This is a genomic window from Wolbachia endosymbiont (group A) of Urophora cardui, assembly GCF_964028435.1.
Taxonomy (GTDB): Bacteria; Pseudomonadota; Alphaproteobacteria; order Rickettsiales; family Anaplasmataceae; genus Wolbachia.
In genome coordinates this window covers 1,064,123-1,081,370 of sequence record NZ_OZ034774.1, presented here as the reverse complement: position 1 = coordinate 1,081,370, position 17,248 = coordinate 1,064,123, and the positions used below count along the sequence as shown (strand labels likewise).

Sequence of the window (17,248 nt, the reverse complement as noted above, 5' to 3'; positions counted from 1 at the left end):
ACTATTCTCCATTTTTTATCCTATTCAGGTTAATCAATTCGTTTTGAACGCCTTTTGATACAAATTTGCTAACATCTTCTCCTAATCTTGCTATTTCCTTTACAAAACTTGATGAGATAAATTGAGTATCTTCAGAAGCAGGAAGAAATATGGTTTCGATTTCAGGAAGAAGTTTATAATTTACCCAACTCATTTGAAACTCGTAATCAAAATCCGATACTGCTCTTAATCCTCTAATAATAACAGAAGCATTCTGCTCTTTGGCAAACTTCACTAGCAACCCATTAAAAGATATAACATCTGCATCAATTCCTAGCCCTTTGATTTCACTTTCAGCCATGCTTGTGCGTAGCTTTGTGTCAAAGGCAACATGCTTATTAACGTTTTCTGCAACTCCTATTATTAATTTATCGACTAGTTTACACGCTCTTTTGATTATGTCAATATGCCCAAAAGTTATAGGGTCAAATGTGCCAGGGTAGATTCCTATTCTGTTATTAATGTTCATCCTTTATTTTTATATAAACTACTTTAAAAACTTTTGATAGACATAATAACATTTTTTATCTAAAAATGAAAGTATACAGTTGGCCTGATAGCTCAGTTGGTAGAGCAAAGGACTGAAAATCCTTGTGTCGCTGGTTCGATTCCTGCTCAGGCCACCTTCTCTTTCTTGGCAAATTTGCCTTTTTGTTATAAAATACTCTATATCGTAATATAAATATTAGAGAGGCAAGTTATGGTGTATAAATATTACAATAAAGTATTTAAGATCTTATTAATTATAGTTCTATTATTAAGCAATATTACTTATGCTGGCGTTAGTGAAAAACCGGCATCTCAACATGTAACCAGAAAAGAAGAACCAGCGTCAACTGCCTTGACGGCAGAAAATACAGTAAATAATGACATAGTTGTTGGTTTGTTGAAAACGGAAGAAGCACATGAGCTTGGGCTATCTCAAAATATCTACGAGATGTTTAATAACTTTGGGGTTAAGACTGTACTGATTGATTATAATAAGATAATTAGCCTTAAAAAAATTCAGACAGAGTCACTTAATCTCGCAAAACAAGATGAAACATTGGCAAAGAAGCTGACATTAGACCGAATAAAAATTGAAGTTGCAAAGTTTATTAAAGAGCACAAAATAAATAGAATATTTATTCCGGATAATTTACACTCAGCACCCACTCCTTGTCGCCAGCTTGTTACTGAAGCAATTGCAAAAATAGTGGATGATAACCCTGCAATTCATTTACTTGGCATATGTGAAGGCATAATGAATGCAAAGGGAATTGAAGTAGTGAGTGTTGTGAGTGATGAAGAGAAGCAAAGATCTCATTTAAAATCAGCATCTAATCCACATAAAGAGGATGCACCTCTCCAGCAGATAAAGATCGTTCCAAACAGTCGTTTAGCGGAATTAGTAGCTAAATTCTTAATACCTAATGAAAATGGCTGGTTTTCAACATATTTTCCAGATGCTCATTCAGGGGCAGTAAGTAATACACCAGAAAATAGAAGAAAATTGGAGTTACTTGGATATAAAGTTGCAGCATTTTCCAGTGATGGGGTAATAGAGGCTATTGAAGATAAGCACGGTAATATTTACTTTCAATGTCATCCAGAAGCTCTTGTTGTAAAATCAGATAAAAACCTCTATTTATCAAATCACAAGGAACGTCAAGTGTCTACACTAGTTGCTATAGCGATTATAAATGATTTTCTTTATCGTGCTTAATGGCTATAGCTTTAGATTTACCAACGATTTGATAAACGACAAATTCGTCATCCCGCTGCTTGTTAGCGGTATCTAGAGATACCGCGGCGGTATGACTTGCATTAGCTATAAAATAGTAGTTTATATAAATCCCATAGCATGCCGAATGAAGCTTTTTTTGAGAAAATTTGAATTTTCAACTGCAATCAAGCCAAGATTTCTTAGTGCTTTAGCGCAGAATATTCTGTTGGAGAACATCCTATTTAATCCATCAGTTGCAAGCGCCATTGTAAAATTATCAAAGTATCTGTTACGTGAAATTTTCTTTAATAAATAACTACTGCCAACATCAATACCAGATGCTTTTGCAGCAACTATGTGCTTTATAACACTTTCTACATCTCTAATTCCAAGATTAAGCCCTTGACCTGCAACTGGATGAATTGAATGTGCTGCATCGCCGATAAGCAAAACTCTACCCTTATATAACTTTTTTGCGAAAACAAAACTTAAAGGATAAAGTTTTCTTTCACCCTCTAATTTTATCTCTCCTAAATAAGAACCAAATCTTTTTTTGAGCTCTATAATAAATTCTTCTTCAGACAGATCCATTAGCATTTTTGAAATTCCAGATTTTTCTGTCCAAACTATCGAAGAAGTATAGCCACCCTTCATCGGTAGAATTGCAAATGGACCGCCAGGAAAAAAACGCTCTACAGCTAAGTTTTGGTGATGCAGTTCATGCTTTACATTAAATACTATGCTACTTTGTTTATAATCAAATTTCACTGTCGGTATAGAAAATAACTCTGGTAGTTTAGAGTTTTTGCCTTCAGCGCAGATAAGTAGCGATGATATTAATTCCTGGTTATTATCAAGAATAACTTCCACATATCCTGAATCACAAGCAATTGTTTTATAGGAATGTGGAGAGTATATATTTAGTTTATTCAGAAAATTATTGTTGATTGCATTCCATATAGTAGCATTGTTAATAACATAACCCATTGGTTCTTCACCAACCATTTTATGATTGTAATGCACAGTAACCGCATCTAATATGCATATATCAAGTATTGGCTCAGCTTCGCTTTCTATAAACTGCCAAATCCCTAATTTTTCCAATATTTTTTTCGAGCCTTGAGAAATAGCAAATGCTCGGTTGTCATCTACTACACGTGGTAGACTATTTTTTTCAATCACAGCTACAGACACAGAGTCACAACTGAGGCCAATTGCAGTAATAAGACCAAGTAACCCACCACCTGAAATGATTACATCATAATTCATTTTATTCACGCTAATTGTAAAATTATATTTTATCTATTTTGAAAATAGTTTAAACAAACTTTGTATACTATGAGTAAAAGACTTTAAGGTTTTCCTATATACAAATTAAGTCTCTTAGAACCTGTCTTGAAAATGGCTAAGCATAGAAGTAATCATATTAGATTTCTTGCATAACCCAAACTAAGTAGAAAAAAGGCAACTCCCCTGTCATCCCAGTAGCCCTCTTCTTGTCATCCCAGTAGCCCTTTCTTGTCATCCCAGTGCGTGACACTGGGATCTCATTTTACTTTATAATGATGTCATGGAAGTAGCTGACACTGGAATTCAGAAAAAAGGATGATGTCATTCCAGTCTGGAATCCAGCCTTTCCATAATCATCAAAACGTTGTATTTTAACATAAAACAGCTATTTTTATACTTAATAAAATTCCTGGATCCCAGACTAGGATGACACCCTTCTGGTAGACAATGTTCGTACAGTTGTGGATTCATTCGCGGTATAAATTCCGCTAACTAGTAGCGGAATGACGGTTTTTCAAATTATAGGTAAACCTAATCCACTTTAGCTATAACATCTTTAGCAATGTCTTCATAAATCTCTGCCAAATCTTCACTTAGCATTAAAGGATTTCCACAATCAGAAACATGACATATTTGTGGATCCAGAGGAATCCTGCCTAATAGTTTGATGCCCAGCTCCTCAGACATTCTTTTTGCGCCGTCTTTTCCAAATATGTATATTTCTGAGTCATTTTGAATGAAATAACTCATATTTTCCACAATGCCAATAATCGGTATACTGAGCTTTTTAAGCATATCATAAATTTTGCGAGCATCGATTAAAGAGAGCTCCTGTGGAGTTGAAACTATTATCGCCCCGGTTAAGTTAAAATTTTCCATAAGACTTAAATGCACATCGCCAGTTCCAGGTGGTGTATCAACTATCAAATACTCTATATCGGACCACTTTGTTCCCATGAGCAGATTATAAAGTGCTTTTGTGATCATAGGTCCGCGCCATATTGCTGCACGATCCTTGTCAACAAAATAGCCGATTGAAATAGTATGCAGTCCATACCTTTCTATAGGTATTGCTTTTCCACCCTGTATTTCTGGCTTTAATTTTTCAGTGCTAAGCATTTTAGGAATTGAAGGACCATATATATCTGCATCAACCAGCGCAACTTTATGTTTCAACTTTGCTAATGAGAGAGCAAGATTTAGCGCAACTGTGGACTTGCCCACACCGCCTTTACCAGAGGCCACAACGATTATATTTTTCACTCCTTCGATATGTAATTTAGCTTTTTGTTGCCCAGTTTGTTTTTGACAAGTAGCAACCACGATCACTTTTGTCACCCCCGGTATAGCTTTAACAGCTTGCTCACAATTTCTTCTTAATTCTTCGTTTGCTTGCGTGTTACCGGCAACTTCAAGCGCAAAACCAATGTCCCCGCCTTTAATAATGATTGAGGATATTATGCCAAGAGCGATCACATCTTTACCGCTTTTTTGCTCTATGACTTTTTTTAAGTTCTCTCTTACAATTTCTTCGTTGATCATTAGACCTCTTACATAGCAGATCCCAGTGCGGAACATTTGTTTCGGAAACAGTATGTTAAATGTTATAGCAGGTTTTGCCTAGAACACAAGCCAAGTACTGGTTCACTTTATGACAGTATCATGAAAGTAGCCTCTTTCTTGTCATCCAAGTAGCCCCTTCTCCTGTCATCCAAGTAGCTTGACACTGGTTTACTTTATGATGATGTCATGAAAGTAGCTGACACTGGTTCTTTTTTTCTAGATCCCAGTGTCACACACTGGGATGACAAAAAAAGGAGCACTGGAATGACAGCAGTCCCACGTCATACCGCGATTCATTCGCGGTATCTCTTAACATAGATCCCGCTAACACGTAGTGGGATGACGGTTGTCGGTGAACCTAAGTTACTTTAGCTACAAACATTAAGAAATTTACTAAATAAAAAAAAAGGCAAAAGAAGCCCCGTGGTTATTATCCGCTTTAAAATATTGGCGTTTTTTATGTTTTAAACGCTTGACAAGCGAGATAGTACGCTGCTACGAAAATTACCTGCAAAAAGAAACCTCTACTCCTTATTCTTTGCCCTTCCTGCACGCTTACGTTCATTTGGATCAAGGAATTTCTTGCGTAAACGTATAGATTTTGGAGTTACTTCCACCAATTCATCATCATCTATATACGCTATCATATCCTCCAGTGTCATTATCTTTGGAGGAGTGAGTTTTATGGCTTCATCACTACCTGAAGCTCTTACGTTTGTTAATTGCTTACCTTTTAGCACGTTTATCTCCAAATCATTGTCACGGCTATGCTGGCCGACAATCATGCCACAATATACCTTATCCTGTGGCTTGATAAACATAATTCCCCTGTCTTGCAAATTGAAAATTGCATACGCCACAGCCTCACCCTTATCTGTAGAAATTAAAACTCCATTGCGCCTTCCAGAAATTGGACCTTTATGTGGAGCATAACTATGAAATAAACGGTTAATTATGCCTGTGCCCCGAGAATCAGTTAAAAACTCTCCTTGATAACCAATTAATCCTCTTGATGGCACTAAAAACGTTAATCTTGTCCTACCATTACCAGAAGGTCTCATGTCAGTCACTTCACCTTTTCGGAAGCTGAGTTTTTCCATGATGATTCCACTATATTCATCATCTACATCAATTACTACTTCCTCTATAGGTTCAAGTTTTTTGCCATCTTCTTCCTTAAATAGCACGCGAGGGCGTGATACTGAAAGCTCAAAACCTTCTCTCCTCATATTTTCAATTAACACTCCAAGCTGTAGCTCTCCACGTCCACCTACTTCAAACGCTTCACCACTTGATGCCAAAGTTACGGTAATTGCAACATTTGTTTCTGCTTCTGCATATAAACGATCCTTTATAACGGTTGAGGTAAGCTTTGTTCCCTCTTGTCCGGCAAAAGGTGAATCATTAACACTCAGAGTAATCGCCATCGTCGGCGGATCAACTGGAGTTGAGCTTACTGCAGTTGTAACCTCTGGTACTGCTATAGTGTCAGAAACTGAAGCTTTCTCAAGTCCTGCAATTGCAATTATGTCTCCCGCCACAGCTTGTTCTACTGGAATACGTTTCAAGCCAGAAAATGAGAGCAACTTAGTTAATCTCCCTCGTTCAATTACTTTACCGTCCAGATCAAGTACCTTAAGATCTGAATTGACTTTTGCAACGCCCTGATAAACCTTTCCTGTCAATATTCTGCCAAGAAACTTATCAGACTCAAGTAGAGTGACCAACATAGCAAAAGGGGCATTTTGATCATAAACAGAAGGTTTTATATAATCTATAACCGTTGAAAATAATGGGCTTAAATCTTTTCTTTCATCAGAAAGCTCCTTAGCACACCAACCATTTCTACCTGAAGCATACAACACTGGAAAATCTAGCTGCTCGTTGGTTGCATCAAGGTTAAAAAATAACTCATATATTTCATTTAATACTTCATCAATTCTGCTGTCTGGTCGGTCGACCTTATTGATTATCACAATTGGCTTCAAATTTGCTTTTAGTGCTTTTGACAACACAAATTTAGTTTGTGGCATGGGACCTTCCGCAGCGTCAACCAGCAGCAACACACCATCTGCCATGCACAATACCCTTTCTACTTCTCCACCAAAGTCTGCGTGCCCTGGCGTATCAATAATATTGATTTTTTCATCACCCCACATTATTGATGTGCATTTTGCAAGTATTGTAATTCCGCGCTCACGTTCTTGGTCGCCACTATCCATAACTCGCTCTTGAACTTCTTGATTCTCACGGAACGTGCCACTTTGTTTTAACATGTTATCAAGCAAAGTAGTTTTACCGTGGTCAACGTGTGCGATTATTGCTATATTACGGATCGATTTAAATTCGTTCATTTTCTATCATTTCAAAATTAATTTAGTAATAAGTATACATAAAATACACTTGGAGTAAATAACTAAAGCTGTGTATAAGTGCTGTGTTTCCAAGATATTATAGGATTACTTTGTTAAATATTCTCTACTCCCAGGTTTTGTTATGGGTAGTTGTTTTAATTCACTTGGAAGTTCTTCCTCGCTGTAGTTTTGGATGTTCAGTTCAATCAAAGATATGACAGGAAAAGGCAGTTTCGTTTCACTATTCCTCTTTATTAGAGAAGCTTCAGCAATGACTTTACCTCCCTCCCCTTCTGCACATTTCACTGCTTCAAGTGAAGATTTGCCTGTGGTTATCACATCCTCGATAAGTAATATTTTCTCACCCTTTTTGATCTTAAATCCACGGCGTAATTCAAACTTGCCATTAACGCGCTCGCAAAACATTGTCTTTATTCCAAGCTGCCTGCCAATCTCATAACCTACAACTATTCCGCCAATTGCAGGAGATAATATTAAATCTATGGAGCTATTTAATTCTTTTTTTATTTTATCTGCCAGTAATGCGCAAACTTTCATGGCTCTGCTTGGATTTTCAAAAATTTTAGCGCATTGTATATATGTATTGCTATGCAATCCAGAAGATAAAACAAAATGCCCATGCAAAATTGCTTCTGCTTCTTTAAATTCTTTTATTATTAGGTTGTTTTCGTCTAATATCATTTTTTAAGTTTCACTATTACATTCTTTATTAATTATCTGAGTGATACAAATATCAGACCACACGTTTATTGCAGTTTCAAACATATCGATGATTGTATAAATAGGCAAAATCAGTCCCATAATATGCAGAGGAACATTCATCGACATGAGATAACTGGTTGCCATAAAATAGCACCCCATCGGCACTCCAGCGTTACCAATTGCTGCACTAGTTGCTAAAAAAATCCATATAAACATTTCGCTTAAGGAAAATGCGCATCCATTCATCTCTGCAACAAACATTACAGTGATTAGTATAAATGCAGCACATGCATTCATATTAATTGTTGTGCATATTGGTAAAATAAAGGACGACAATTTCTTTGGCACCTTTAGCTTATTTTGCACACAGTCTATAGTTGTTGGCAATGTTGCACTGGATGATTTAGAAAAAAACGCAAGTGTGAGTGCCGGCATAACCCCTTTCAGCGTTTGAATTGGTGATATGCCTTTATACCACATAAGTAGCGGTAAAATCAGAAATGCCTGCACAAAATTTGCAGACATTATGCAAACAAAATACCATAAAAGACTGTAGAACTCGCTACCACCTTTTAATTCGTGCAAAAAACATGTAATAAAAGACCACACAGCAAGTGGAACAAGCTTTAGTAACCCCTGAGCAATTTTAAGTAACGTATCGAAAAGTGCAGAGAATATTTGATGTAATATGTCCTGCTTTTCTTTTGAAAGTGAAACAATAGCTCCACCCATCAAAAAAGCGATCAATATGCTACCAATAACGTTATTTTCAAGAAAAACTTGCACAAAATTCGAAGGAATGAGTGATTTTAAGTATGAAAAGTAACTGTAATTGTTATTATCCAAACTTCCTATCGTGTTACATATGAAATTTTTTTTCACTGGGTCTATTAGCAGGTAAAACAATAATGCAACAAACGCAGCTATAATAGTTGTAAGCAGCGTATAAAATAGTGTTTTCTTAACTAAGGTTTTAATTTCGATTGAGTCTTTAAGTCCTGAAATTGTGGAAACTATTGATAGAAAAACTAAAGGTAAACTTATTAATTTCAACAAACTAACAAATATGTCACTAAACAGCTTTGCTATTTCAAATATAATCTCACTGTTTAAATAGTAAGCAACTATTGCAAACAGTATAGAAAAGAGTATTGCAAACTTGTGCATTGAAAATAAAACTTCAAAGTAACATTATACAACAATTTTGCTGTTTTGGAATCAGATTGATAGACAAAATAACTTTACAAATTAGGAAAAGATAAGAGGATGCGTTTATTCGGAGACAGTAGACTTCTTGCATAACCCAAACTAAGTAGAAAAAGGTATCATCCGAGTAGTTGACACTGGTTCCTTTATGACGGCAGTGCCCAGATACTGGAATCCAGCCTTTCTGCAATCTCATCGAAAACGTTTTTCTATGCTAGTTTGCTTGTGAGCAAGCAAACTTTCCTGGATCCCAATGTCTGGGCACTGGGATGACACCCTACTTAACCGTCATACCGCGATTCATTCGCGGTATCTCTTAACATAGATCCCGCTAACAAGCAGCGGGATGACGATTGTCGTTTAGCCATAAATATTAAGAAATTTACCGAATAAAAAAAAGGCAAAAGAAGCCCCATGGTTAACTAGTTATTTATATGTACTTCAAAATATTGGCGTTTTTTTTCTAAACGCTTAATAACCGCGATTCAGCCGCTTTTAAATGCGACTAACCTAAATTACAAACATTAAGAAATTTACTAAGTGAAAAAAAAGGCAAAGAAACCCTAAGGTAGCTAGTATTCAAATTCTCCCTTGTCTATTTGACGTCTTTTGCTGTCTTAAACGCTTTATAAGCGCGTTTCGGCTTGTATAGGTAGAAACCTAAAAGTTTTATAAAAACATGAGGTGCACATAGTGCAAAAAATTAAGCATGATTTACGCCAAATACATTAAGTTTTTTTGTTATTAATCCACTGCAGAGATTGCGAAGGTAAATAATTAGCTTCAGTTTCATGATAAGGGAGCTGGCGGAGTTTGTCAAGGAAGTTTTTCGTTTCTATTCCCAATAAAAGTTTATTATATGGTTATGCAAGAAGTCTAGTGGAATTGGCTAATATTTCTTAATTTAAATTCAGGTGCACTTAGCCCATTCTGGTGATAACAAATTGGAACAGATAAGGTATGATAACTAACTTTTCTGTGAGTATATAGTTTTGCCAGACACAACAGTACGTACCACGTGCCCTTTTACTTTGCGCCCATCGAAAGGGGAATTCTTTGATTTACTAGCAAAGTTGTCAGTTTTAATTTCCCATTCATGATTGAGGTCAACTAAAATTAAGTCTGCAGCAAGGTTTTTTTGTATACGACCACGTGATACGTGTATTATATCTGCAGGCTTATATGTCAATTTTGCAAGCACATCAAGTAGACCCATTTGCCCACTGTGGTAAAGTTCAAGTGAAAGGGGCAGCATTGTTTCAAGGCCAACAATACCAAATGCAGCATTTTCAAGTGGAAGATCTTTAGAATTACGATCATGCGGAGCGTGATCGGTTGCAATGCAATCAATCACACCTGTCTTTAAACCTTCAACCATAGCTAAACGATCTTCTTCAGTGCGAAGCGGCGGGTTCATTTTTGCAATTGCTCCATGTTGTTTTACTATATTTTCAGTCAAAGTGAAGTGATGAGGGGTTACTTCACATGTAACATTTAATCCCAAATCTTTCGCACGTTTAATAGCATCAAGTGAATCTTTTGAAGAGACATGTAGAATATGGTAGTGCACATTTTCCATATCTTTCATGAGCAGTATATCACGATTTACCATAACCGATTCTGACGCACTCAAGATTCCCTTTACTCCCAATTCTTCAGAAATTTTACCTTCGTTGATTGCACCACCTGCTGATAAATTTAAATCTTCTGCATGTTGAGCAATAGGAACACCCAGCATACTTGAATAAAGCAGCGCCTGTCTCATAATCATTGGGTTCATAACTGGCATGCCATCATCAGTGAACCCAACCGCACCTGCTTCCTTTAAAAGTGCCATTTCAGTCAACTTTTCTTCCGAAGTGGTAATTTTAGCGTAAAATTCAACGTTTACATGTGAAGTTTCAAGTGCTCTATATTTCAAATATTTAGCCAAAACAACGCTATCAATTGCTGGAACAGTGTTCGGCTGACAAACTACAGTTGTAACGCCTCCCGCAGCTGCAGATTTGCTGCCTGTATATATAGTTTCTTTATGTTCTTGGCCTGGTTCACGAAAATGTACGTGAATGTCAATAAGGCCTGGCATTAGAACAAGCCCTTTACAGTCTATTGTTTCATCGACCCCACTTGTTGAAAATAATGATTCACCAAAGTCAACAATTTTATCCCCTTCAGTCAATAATGAACCTTTTATATCAAGCTTAGTTTCGGGATCGATAACACGAGCATTAATATATGCAATTTTATAGCCTTCCTTTTGCCCTGTTTGCAGCAAATTCCAAGTTTGAGTCATTATATTTGAGTATCGATTATAAAATAAATCTAAAGTTTTTTTAACAAAATACAACCAAATAAAAACGCAGACTAAAGTTGCGAGAGCTGTCTTGAATTAAAATTGTCCCAAAAATTTGGCTCTTATAACCGAGTTACTTCAGTTTTAACGTTAATATGAAAAACTCTTAGCTCTGTTGAAGGATTTTCCAGTTGAATATCTAGCTCATTCTGTATGTTCGATAAACAAATCAAAGCTGAGTCAAAATTTTCATCACACTGCTTCGCTTCATGCATACCATCGATTATTTCCTCTAATTCTTCCACATCATCCATTTCTTGCGGCGCACTTTTTAATATCGCTTTTATTTGGTTTAAATTTTGACGAATTTTCTCCTGATATCCAGCAATTCTCTCTTGATATATATCAATTATTTTTTGACATGCGTTGCCTCTAAATGGATGTTCTTTTTTCTCTTTTATGTAAGAACTTTGAAAGTCTTTACAGTTAAGGATTGCTTCTCTATGTTTTTTTATGTCATTAATTGCACTGACTATCGACTTATCTATTTTCTTCAAATTTTCTTCCCGTCCTTCTCTTTTAATTATACTTTTGGATTCATTTTTCATTTGGTTCATTTTGTCATACAGGTTTCTGCATTCTTTGTAAGATACCATTGGTTGTAATATTCCTTCTTCTACACCTTTATTGTAAAAATTCTTCAACTCATTACTTGATAGTATTGTTATAGCATCTTCCCTTTTGCCTTGTGATTTAGGATACTTTTTATTCAATGAACTAACATGATTTAACAAGAAATCTTTAACTAGCTCTTCCTTTTTAACTTCAGCTAATTTTTCTAGTGTTTCTATATATTTCAGAACTTCCGCAAAGAGCTGTCCACCAGATGGAGCAAATCCTTGAAGTGGTTTACTCTGAGCTTTATAAAAATCGGTTTGTAAAAAATCTTCAGCTTGTTTTTTTATTACTGAAAGTTCATTGAAGGCTTTTTCTGGATTGATTTTTCTCAAAATACCAACAGTTTTTCTAATCGCTTTTTCTCTCTTTTTATTATCTTGCTTTTCATTTAATATCAGATGTTCAGTTTTGGTAAAAGCATTACCTTGATCACTCTTTGCAATGTTACAAACGATGTTTTTTACAACTTTTTCAGTTGCTGCATAATCTATTTCTTTTGCAAAGCAGTCAACAAATGATTGCCAAACTTTTTTATTAACAAGCTTACTTGTCTTATTTTCAAAATCTTCTCTACTTTTGAATCCTAAAATAGTATAGAGATTTTTTTCAACTATTGGTTCGGCATGTTGTTTTGCCACTTTACCTTTTATATTGAATGGAAATTTACTAATCTTAGTTGTACCCACAATGTTACCTCAATATTAACGCTATCTATAAAAGTATAAAGATTTAATATTTAATTTTTAATTAATACTAGCACAGCTAACTACGGGGGCATTATGCTAGCATCAATAGCAAGCGTCAATTAACACTTTAACTTCTAACTTGTCATCAGTAATATTGTTTATATAAAAACTATAATTTTTTATGCCTGAACTTGGGAATATATTGCTACTCATAGCCTGCTTATTGTCTTTGACATATTTGTTTTTACCGCTTAGTTCTTGTCGGTTTATTACCACTGCCATATTTTTTTGTGTATCAACATCAATGGCTATTTTGATCTACTGCCACATTACAAATGATTTCTCACTCGAAAACGTATATTACCACTCACACACAACAAAACCTTTGATCTATAAGATTTGTGGAGTTTGGGGAAATAAAGAAGGGTCTATGTTGCTTTGGACATTAGTGCTTACCTTTTACCTATTTCTGATGGGTATTTTTACTGATAACGACAGTAAATTGAAGAAAGTATCCTTGATCACCCAAGGCTTGATTTGCTTTTGTTTTTTACTGTTCACTTTACTTGAATCCAGCCCCTTCACTAAAATGCCAAGCGTTGAAAAAGATGGATTGGGTTTTAATCCGATATTGCAAGATATAGGCCTTGCTATTCATCCACCGATATTATATTTGGGGTACCTTGGATTTAGCGTTCCTTTTTCGCTCTCTATAGCTGGATTAATTGCAAATACTGAAGGAAATGTTTGGGCTAAAATTGTCAGGCCTTGGGTACTTATTTCTTGGTCGCTGCTCACTTTGGGCATCAGCTTGGGTAGCTGGTGGGCATATCGCGAACTTGGGTGGGGTGGATTTTGGTTTTGGGATCCAGTGGAAAACGTTTCTTTGATACCGTGGCTAATTGCAGTGGCGCTGACACATTTGTTGCTCGTTGTACGAAATTTCAATACTTTAAGGAATTTCGCTATTTTACTTACGCTTACAACTTTTATATTGAGTGTAACTGGAACATTTCTAGTCCGCTCAGGAATACTCACCTCAGTGCACACGTTTGCAGATGACTCAAGGTATGGACTGTATATATTAGCTCTACTTGGTGTAATTACAGTCAGTAGCTTAGTAATATTTGTAGTGTTTACGAGAAAAAATCGCACATCTTTCCAGTGCTCGACATTGGAATCCAGAAAGAAATCTGCTACTCAAGTGACAGAGGGTAGAAGATTCTTTTCACGCCTTACGATGATGCTGATGAACAATTTATTATTTATTACTGCCTTTTTCATCGTGTTCGTTGGCACTTTATACCCTACAGTGCTTGAGTATTTAACCGGTGAATTAATTTCAGTTGGAGCACCATATTACAATTCTTTATTTAATCCTATTGCACTGGCTATTCTAGTGCTCACCATGATCGGGCAATACTGCCGTTGGCAGGGAAATAGTCTATTGCCAATATTTCGTGAATACAGATTTTCATTCTGTAGTGCTGCAGCTATTTTGCCGTTTATCTTTCACATGGAGCTAATAATTGTGCTATCAATTACTATCTCCATAGCATTATTAATCTTTGTTTTAGAAGCATATAGTAAAAGAATTTGTTTATTTAAGGTAGCATTTGGTGAATCAATTTTATTAGCAAGAAAAGTTTCTAAATCCTACTATGCAATGATGGCAGCTCATGCTGGAGTGGCAATTTTAGTGCTTGGTATAGCTTATTCAGTTGGTTGGCAGGAGAAAAAAGAAAATTACTTAAAAATAGGGGATAGCATAACAGTCAATAAATTTAAAGTTATTTTACGAAATATTGAGCTAATAAAAGAAAAAAATTTCCATGCAGTGAGAGGTACAATGGATATCAGGAATTTGCTGAATAATAAGATATTGGGTGAGATAACCCCTGAATATAGATTTTACCTTGTGGAAGGTCAGAAAAATGTTGAAAGCAGTATCTACCACAATTTGCTTTCTGATATTTATGTTGTAATCGGTGAGATTGATAAGAGTAAGAGCAAAATCGCAGCTAAAGTGCACTATAAACCTGGAATGTCTATAATCTGGCTTGGATCCTTCCTCATCGCTTTTGGTTCGCTCCTTGCTGCTTTTCCTTTATTGAGAAGATTTTAATAGGACTCCTTTATACTATAACGAAAAAACTTCCTTGACAAACTCCGCCAGCGCCCTTATCATGGTATTGAAGGTATTCAGTTATCTTCATCTGTGCAGATTAAACAGCAAGAAAACAACGTAGTTGGCGTCTTATTTTTAATTTTTTGCACTATGTGCACCTTATGTCTTCACAATATTTCTAGGTTTTTACCTACACAAGCTGAAACGCGCTTATAAGTCGTTTAAGACAGTATAGTACGCCAATTTGCAGGATTAGAGAGTGACAACTAGCTAACGCGGGGTTTCTTTTGCCTTTTTTTCTGCTTAGTGAATTTCTTAAACATTTATAGCTTAAGTTAGTTGCACTTAAAAGCAGCTAAATTGCAGTGTTTAAGACTTAAAAAACGCCAAATACTGAAAATAGACAATGACTAGGGCTTCTTTTGCCTTTTTTTTGTTTGGTAAATTCCTTAATATTTATAGCTAAACGACAACCGTCATCCCGCTGCTTGTTAGCGGGATCTAGAGATACCGCGGCGGTATGACGGTTCGTGGCGGTATGACGGTTCGCGGCGGCATCTCGTCATCCCGCTGCTTGTTAGCGGCTAAGAGATACCGCGAATGAATCACGGTATGACGGTTCGTGGCGGTATGACGGTTCGCGGCGGTATAGTAATTCGTCATCCCGCTACTTGTTAGCGGGATCTATCCGCGGCGGTATGACGTAGGACCGCTGTCATTCCAGTCTGGAATCTAGTTCTTATTGTACATTTACTTAGTGTAGAGTTAAGTTTCCTGGATCCAAGTAGTCTGGGCACTGGGACGACACCCTTTTGGATGGAAACCTCAGCTACTTTCATGACACCATTCTTTCTTCTGGATCCCAGTGTCAAGCACTGGGATGACATCATAGGGGTACTAGCCTGACAACCGTCATCCCCGCTGCTTGTTAGCGGGATCTATCCGCGGCGGTATGACGTAGGACTGCTGTGATACCATTATAGAGTGAACCAGTGTCAGCTACTCGGATGACAGAGAAGTCCAATCACAGAATAAACTAGTGAATTTTTTGAAAAGTATATAAAATTCAAGTGATTATTTTAAGTAAATAGCATGGCACTTAGACTCATTCCAGATAACCTCAATATCAAGTTTAGTAAATATAGGGATTTGACTGCACTCGTTAGCATTATTTTTATCATCTTTTCAATGCTCACTGTTGTGCTGCGTGGAGTGAACTTAGGCATAGACTTTGCAGGCGGAATTTTGATAGAGATAAAATCTTCAGATGAGAATCACTCTATTCTCGATGCATTAAAAGAAAATGGTTTTACAGTGCAGAGTTCAAAAGCGGGTGATAATTTAGTCATGCGTTTTAAAGATGAAGGAGATGAAGATAAAATCAAAAAGATAAAAAGCATACTAGAAGAAAAGCTAGGTAGCTCAATAAGCTATCGTAAAATAGACTATGTTGGCCCACAAATAAGCTCAACACAAATATTTGAAGGAATGTTATCCATGTTGATCGCAATTGTTGGAATATTTTTTTACGTTTGGTTTAGATTTAATTGGCAATGTGGATTCAGTGGAATAACAGCACTGATTCATGACGTGATTTTAACTGTTGGTTTTATTAGCCTAACTGGCATTGAGTTTAATATTTCATCAGTTGCAGCTCTCCTCACTGTCATTGGTTATTCAATCAATAACTCAGTAATTATATACGATCGGATTCGAGAGTATTGCAAGAGTGGTAAAAGTGGGCGGATGAGTGAGATAGTAGATGCAAGTATCAACGCTACATTATTTCGCACTATATTAACCTCGGGTACAACCCTTCTTGCTGCTCTTCCTTTGACATTAATCTGCACAGATGCAGTGAGAGACTTCAGCTTGATCATTTTTTTTGGTATTTTGATTGGCACTTGTTCTGCAATATTTATTTCTGCTCCTATATTAACCTACAGAGCTTTGATAAGTAGATTGTAGAAGTGTTTAGTCGCGGTATAATATCAACTTATTATCTCTTATAGTGAAATGAAAATACCTTAAAAAGCTCATTCCAAGTAGTGAATGAGACATAGAATGAGTGTTAACGCTCGCCTGTACATCATTAACTAAAAAATTCCCTATTTTAACCTGAGGGATGTGAACAACACCAGCTTTTATTTGACCTTTAGCAGTTTCATATATTTTAAAATCCTGAACGTTTTGTAAGTTAATACCAACATGTAATGCGTCTTTTTGTGATAGAACAATATCGGTTGCTCCGGTATCAAGCAAAAACGTTATATTGCGATCATTGACCTGAGCCTGAATATAAAAGTGTCCATCGTATGATTTCGTAAATTCGATACTTCCACTATTCTGACCACTATTCTGAATTCTCCCTTTATATGGTAAAAAAGTACTGAGAAATCTGTCGCTTAGTTTGTCCCTTTGTGAATCAATAAGCATTGAAGTGGCAGCTATTATTAGTAACCAAATAACTAGATTTTTCACCGCGTTCATATTGTTAAAATTTGAAGCTATTAAAATAAATTTTAAAGATTAGCGTTAAAAGTTATTATTAAAAATAAGTAAATTTCATTGTTTTAGTACAAT

At 36.1% G+C, this 17,248-nt stretch carries 13 protein-coding genes and 1 tRNA gene; 4 read left to right on the top strand and 10 right to left on the bottom strand.

The window, feature by feature from the left end:
• Position 1: 1 nt before the first annotated feature.
• The gene (coaD, locus tag ABWU38_RS05100) at positions 2-508 is read right to left on the bottom strand and encodes a pantetheine-phosphate adenylyltransferase (protein WP_253309665.1); all 507 of its coding nucleotides are present in this window, start codon (positions 506-508) and stop codon (positions 2-4) included.
• Between the two features lie 81 nt (positions 509-589).
• On the opposite strand from coaD, the gene ABWU38_RS05095 reads away from it, so the two are divergent.
• Together ABWU38_RS05095 and ABWU38_RS05090 are read left to right on the top strand one after the other, a co-directional pair.
• Positions 590-662 (top strand) — tRNA-Phe (locus ABWU38_RS05095).
• A gap of 80 nt (positions 663-742) precedes the next feature.
• Complete coding sequence (locus ABWU38_RS05090) at positions 743-1,744, top strand: gamma-glutamyl-gamma-aminobutyrate hydrolase family protein (protein ID WP_353272830.1); 1,002 nt, start codon at positions 743-745, stop codon at positions 1,742-1,744.
• 120 nt (positions 1,745-1,864) lie between these two features.
• Here ABWU38_RS05090 and ubiH read toward each other — a convergent pair whose 3' ends face one another.
• The 8 genes from ubiH to ABWU38_RS05050 form a co-directional block, all read right to left on the bottom strand.
• Positions 1,865-3,013: a 2-octaprenyl-6-methoxyphenyl hydroxylase gene (gene ubiH, locus ABWU38_RS05085; RefSeq protein ID WP_253309980.1), complete on the bottom strand. Its 1,149-nt coding sequence runs from the start codon at positions 3,011-3,013 to the stop codon at positions 1,865-1,867.
• 552 nt (positions 3,014-3,565) lie between these two features.
• Complete coding sequence (locus tag ABWU38_RS05080; RefSeq protein ID WP_353272601.1) at positions 3,566-4,576, bottom strand: Mrp/NBP35 family ATP-binding protein; 1,011 nt, start codon at positions 4,574-4,576, stop codon at positions 3,566-3,568.
• Between the two features lie 545 nt (positions 4,577-5,121).
• Positions 5,122-6,951, bottom strand: a complete 1,830-nt coding sequence (gene typA / locus ABWU38_RS05075; RefSeq protein WP_253309662.1) for a translational GTPase TypA — start codon at positions 6,949-6,951, stop codon at positions 5,122-5,124.
• 105 nt (positions 6,952-7,056) lie between these two features.
• Positions 7,057-7,653: an orotate phosphoribosyltransferase gene (gene pyrE, locus ABWU38_RS05070; protein WP_253309661.1), complete on the bottom strand. Its 597-nt coding sequence runs from the start codon at positions 7,651-7,653 to the stop codon at positions 7,057-7,059.
• A gap of 3 nt (positions 7,654-7,656) precedes the next feature.
• Positions 7,657-8,841 (bottom strand): dicarboxylate/amino acid:cation symporter, encoded by a 1,185-nt coding sequence (locus tag ABWU38_RS05065; RefSeq protein ID WP_264732084.1) that lies wholly within the window; start codon positions 8,839-8,841, stop codon positions 7,657-7,659.
• 1,006 nt (positions 8,842-9,847) lie between these two features.
• Positions 9,848-11,173 carry a dihydroorotase gene (locus tag ABWU38_RS05060; RefSeq protein ID WP_264688260.1) on the bottom strand — a complete coding sequence of 442 codons (1,326 nt, stop codon included), beginning with the start codon at positions 11,171-11,173 and terminating at the stop codon, positions 9,848-9,850.
• A 122-nt stretch (positions 11,174-11,295) separates the two neighbouring features.
• Positions 11,296-12,537, bottom strand: a complete 1,242-nt coding sequence (locus ABWU38_RS05055; protein ID WP_265016776.1) for a hypothetical protein — start codon at positions 12,535-12,537, stop codon at positions 11,296-11,298.
• Between the two features lie 102 nt (positions 12,538-12,639).
• Positions 12,640-12,819, bottom strand: coding sequence for a hypothetical protein (locus tag ABWU38_RS05050; RefSeq protein ID WP_253302580.1), 180 nt, complete (start codon positions 12,817-12,819; stop codon positions 12,640-12,642).
• 22 nt (positions 12,820-12,841) lie between these two features.
• Here ABWU38_RS05050 and ABWU38_RS05045 point away from each other — a divergent pair, with 22 nt between their 5' ends.
• Positions 12,842-14,662 carry a heme lyase CcmF/NrfE family subunit gene (locus ABWU38_RS05045; protein ID WP_353272600.1) on the top strand — a complete coding sequence of 607 codons (1,821 nt, stop codon included), beginning with the start codon at positions 12,842-12,844 and terminating at the stop codon, positions 14,660-14,662.
• Positions 14,663-15,757: 1,095 nt separating this feature from the next.
• Positions 15,758-16,633, top strand: coding sequence for a protein translocase subunit SecF (gene secF, locus ABWU38_RS05040; RefSeq protein ID WP_265044950.1), 876 nt, complete (start codon positions 15,758-15,760; stop codon positions 16,631-16,633).
• Positions 16,634-16,639: 6 nt separating this feature from the next.
• Here the strand turns inward: secF and ABWU38_RS05035 are convergent, their stop codons facing one another.
• Positions 16,640-17,155 (bottom strand): TIGR02281 family clan AA aspartic protease, encoded by a 516-nt coding sequence (locus ABWU38_RS05035; protein ID WP_182182693.1) that lies wholly within the window; start codon positions 17,153-17,155, stop codon positions 16,640-16,642.
• Positions 17,156-17,248 lie beyond the last annotated feature (93 nt).

Coding starts and splice junctions, on each gene's coding strand:
- coaD (WP_253309665.1), bottom strand. CDS start 508: ATGAACATTAATAACAGAATAGGAATCTACCCTGGCACATTTGACCCT.
- ubiH (WP_253309980.1), bottom strand. CDS start 3,013: ATGAATTATGATGTAATCATTTCAGGTGGTGGGTTACTTGGTCTTATT.
- ABWU38_RS05080 (WP_353272601.1), bottom strand. CDS start 4,576: ATGATCAACGAAGAAATTGTAAGAGAGAACTTAAAAAAAGTCATAGAG.
- typA (WP_253309662.1), bottom strand. CDS start 6,951: ATGAACGAATTTAAATCGATCCGTAATATAGCAATAATCGCACACGTT.
- pyrE (WP_253309661.1), bottom strand. CDS start 7,653: ATGATATTAGACGAAAACAACCTAATAATAAAAGAATTTAAAGAAGCA.
- ABWU38_RS05065 (WP_264732084.1), bottom strand. CDS start 8,841: ATGCACAAGTTTGCAATACTCTTTTCTATACTGTTTGCAATAGTTGCT.
- ABWU38_RS05060 (WP_264688260.1), bottom strand. CDS start 11,173: ATGACTCAAACTTGGAATTTGCTGCAAACAGGGCAAAAGGAAGGCTAT.
- ABWU38_RS05050 (WP_253302580.1), bottom strand. CDS start 12,819: ATGGCAGTGGTAATAAACCGACAAGAACTAAGCGGTAAAAACAAATAT.
- ABWU38_RS05045 (WP_353272600.1), top strand. CDS start 12,842: ATGGCTATTTTGATCTACTGCCACATTACAAATGATTTCTCACTCGAA.
- secF (WP_265044950.1), top strand. CDS start 15,758: ATGGCACTTAGACTCATTCCAGATAACCTCAATATCAAGTTTAGTAAA.
- ABWU38_RS05035 (WP_182182693.1), bottom strand. CDS start 17,155: ATGAACGCGGTGAAAAATCTAGTTATTTGGTTACTAATAATAGCTGCC.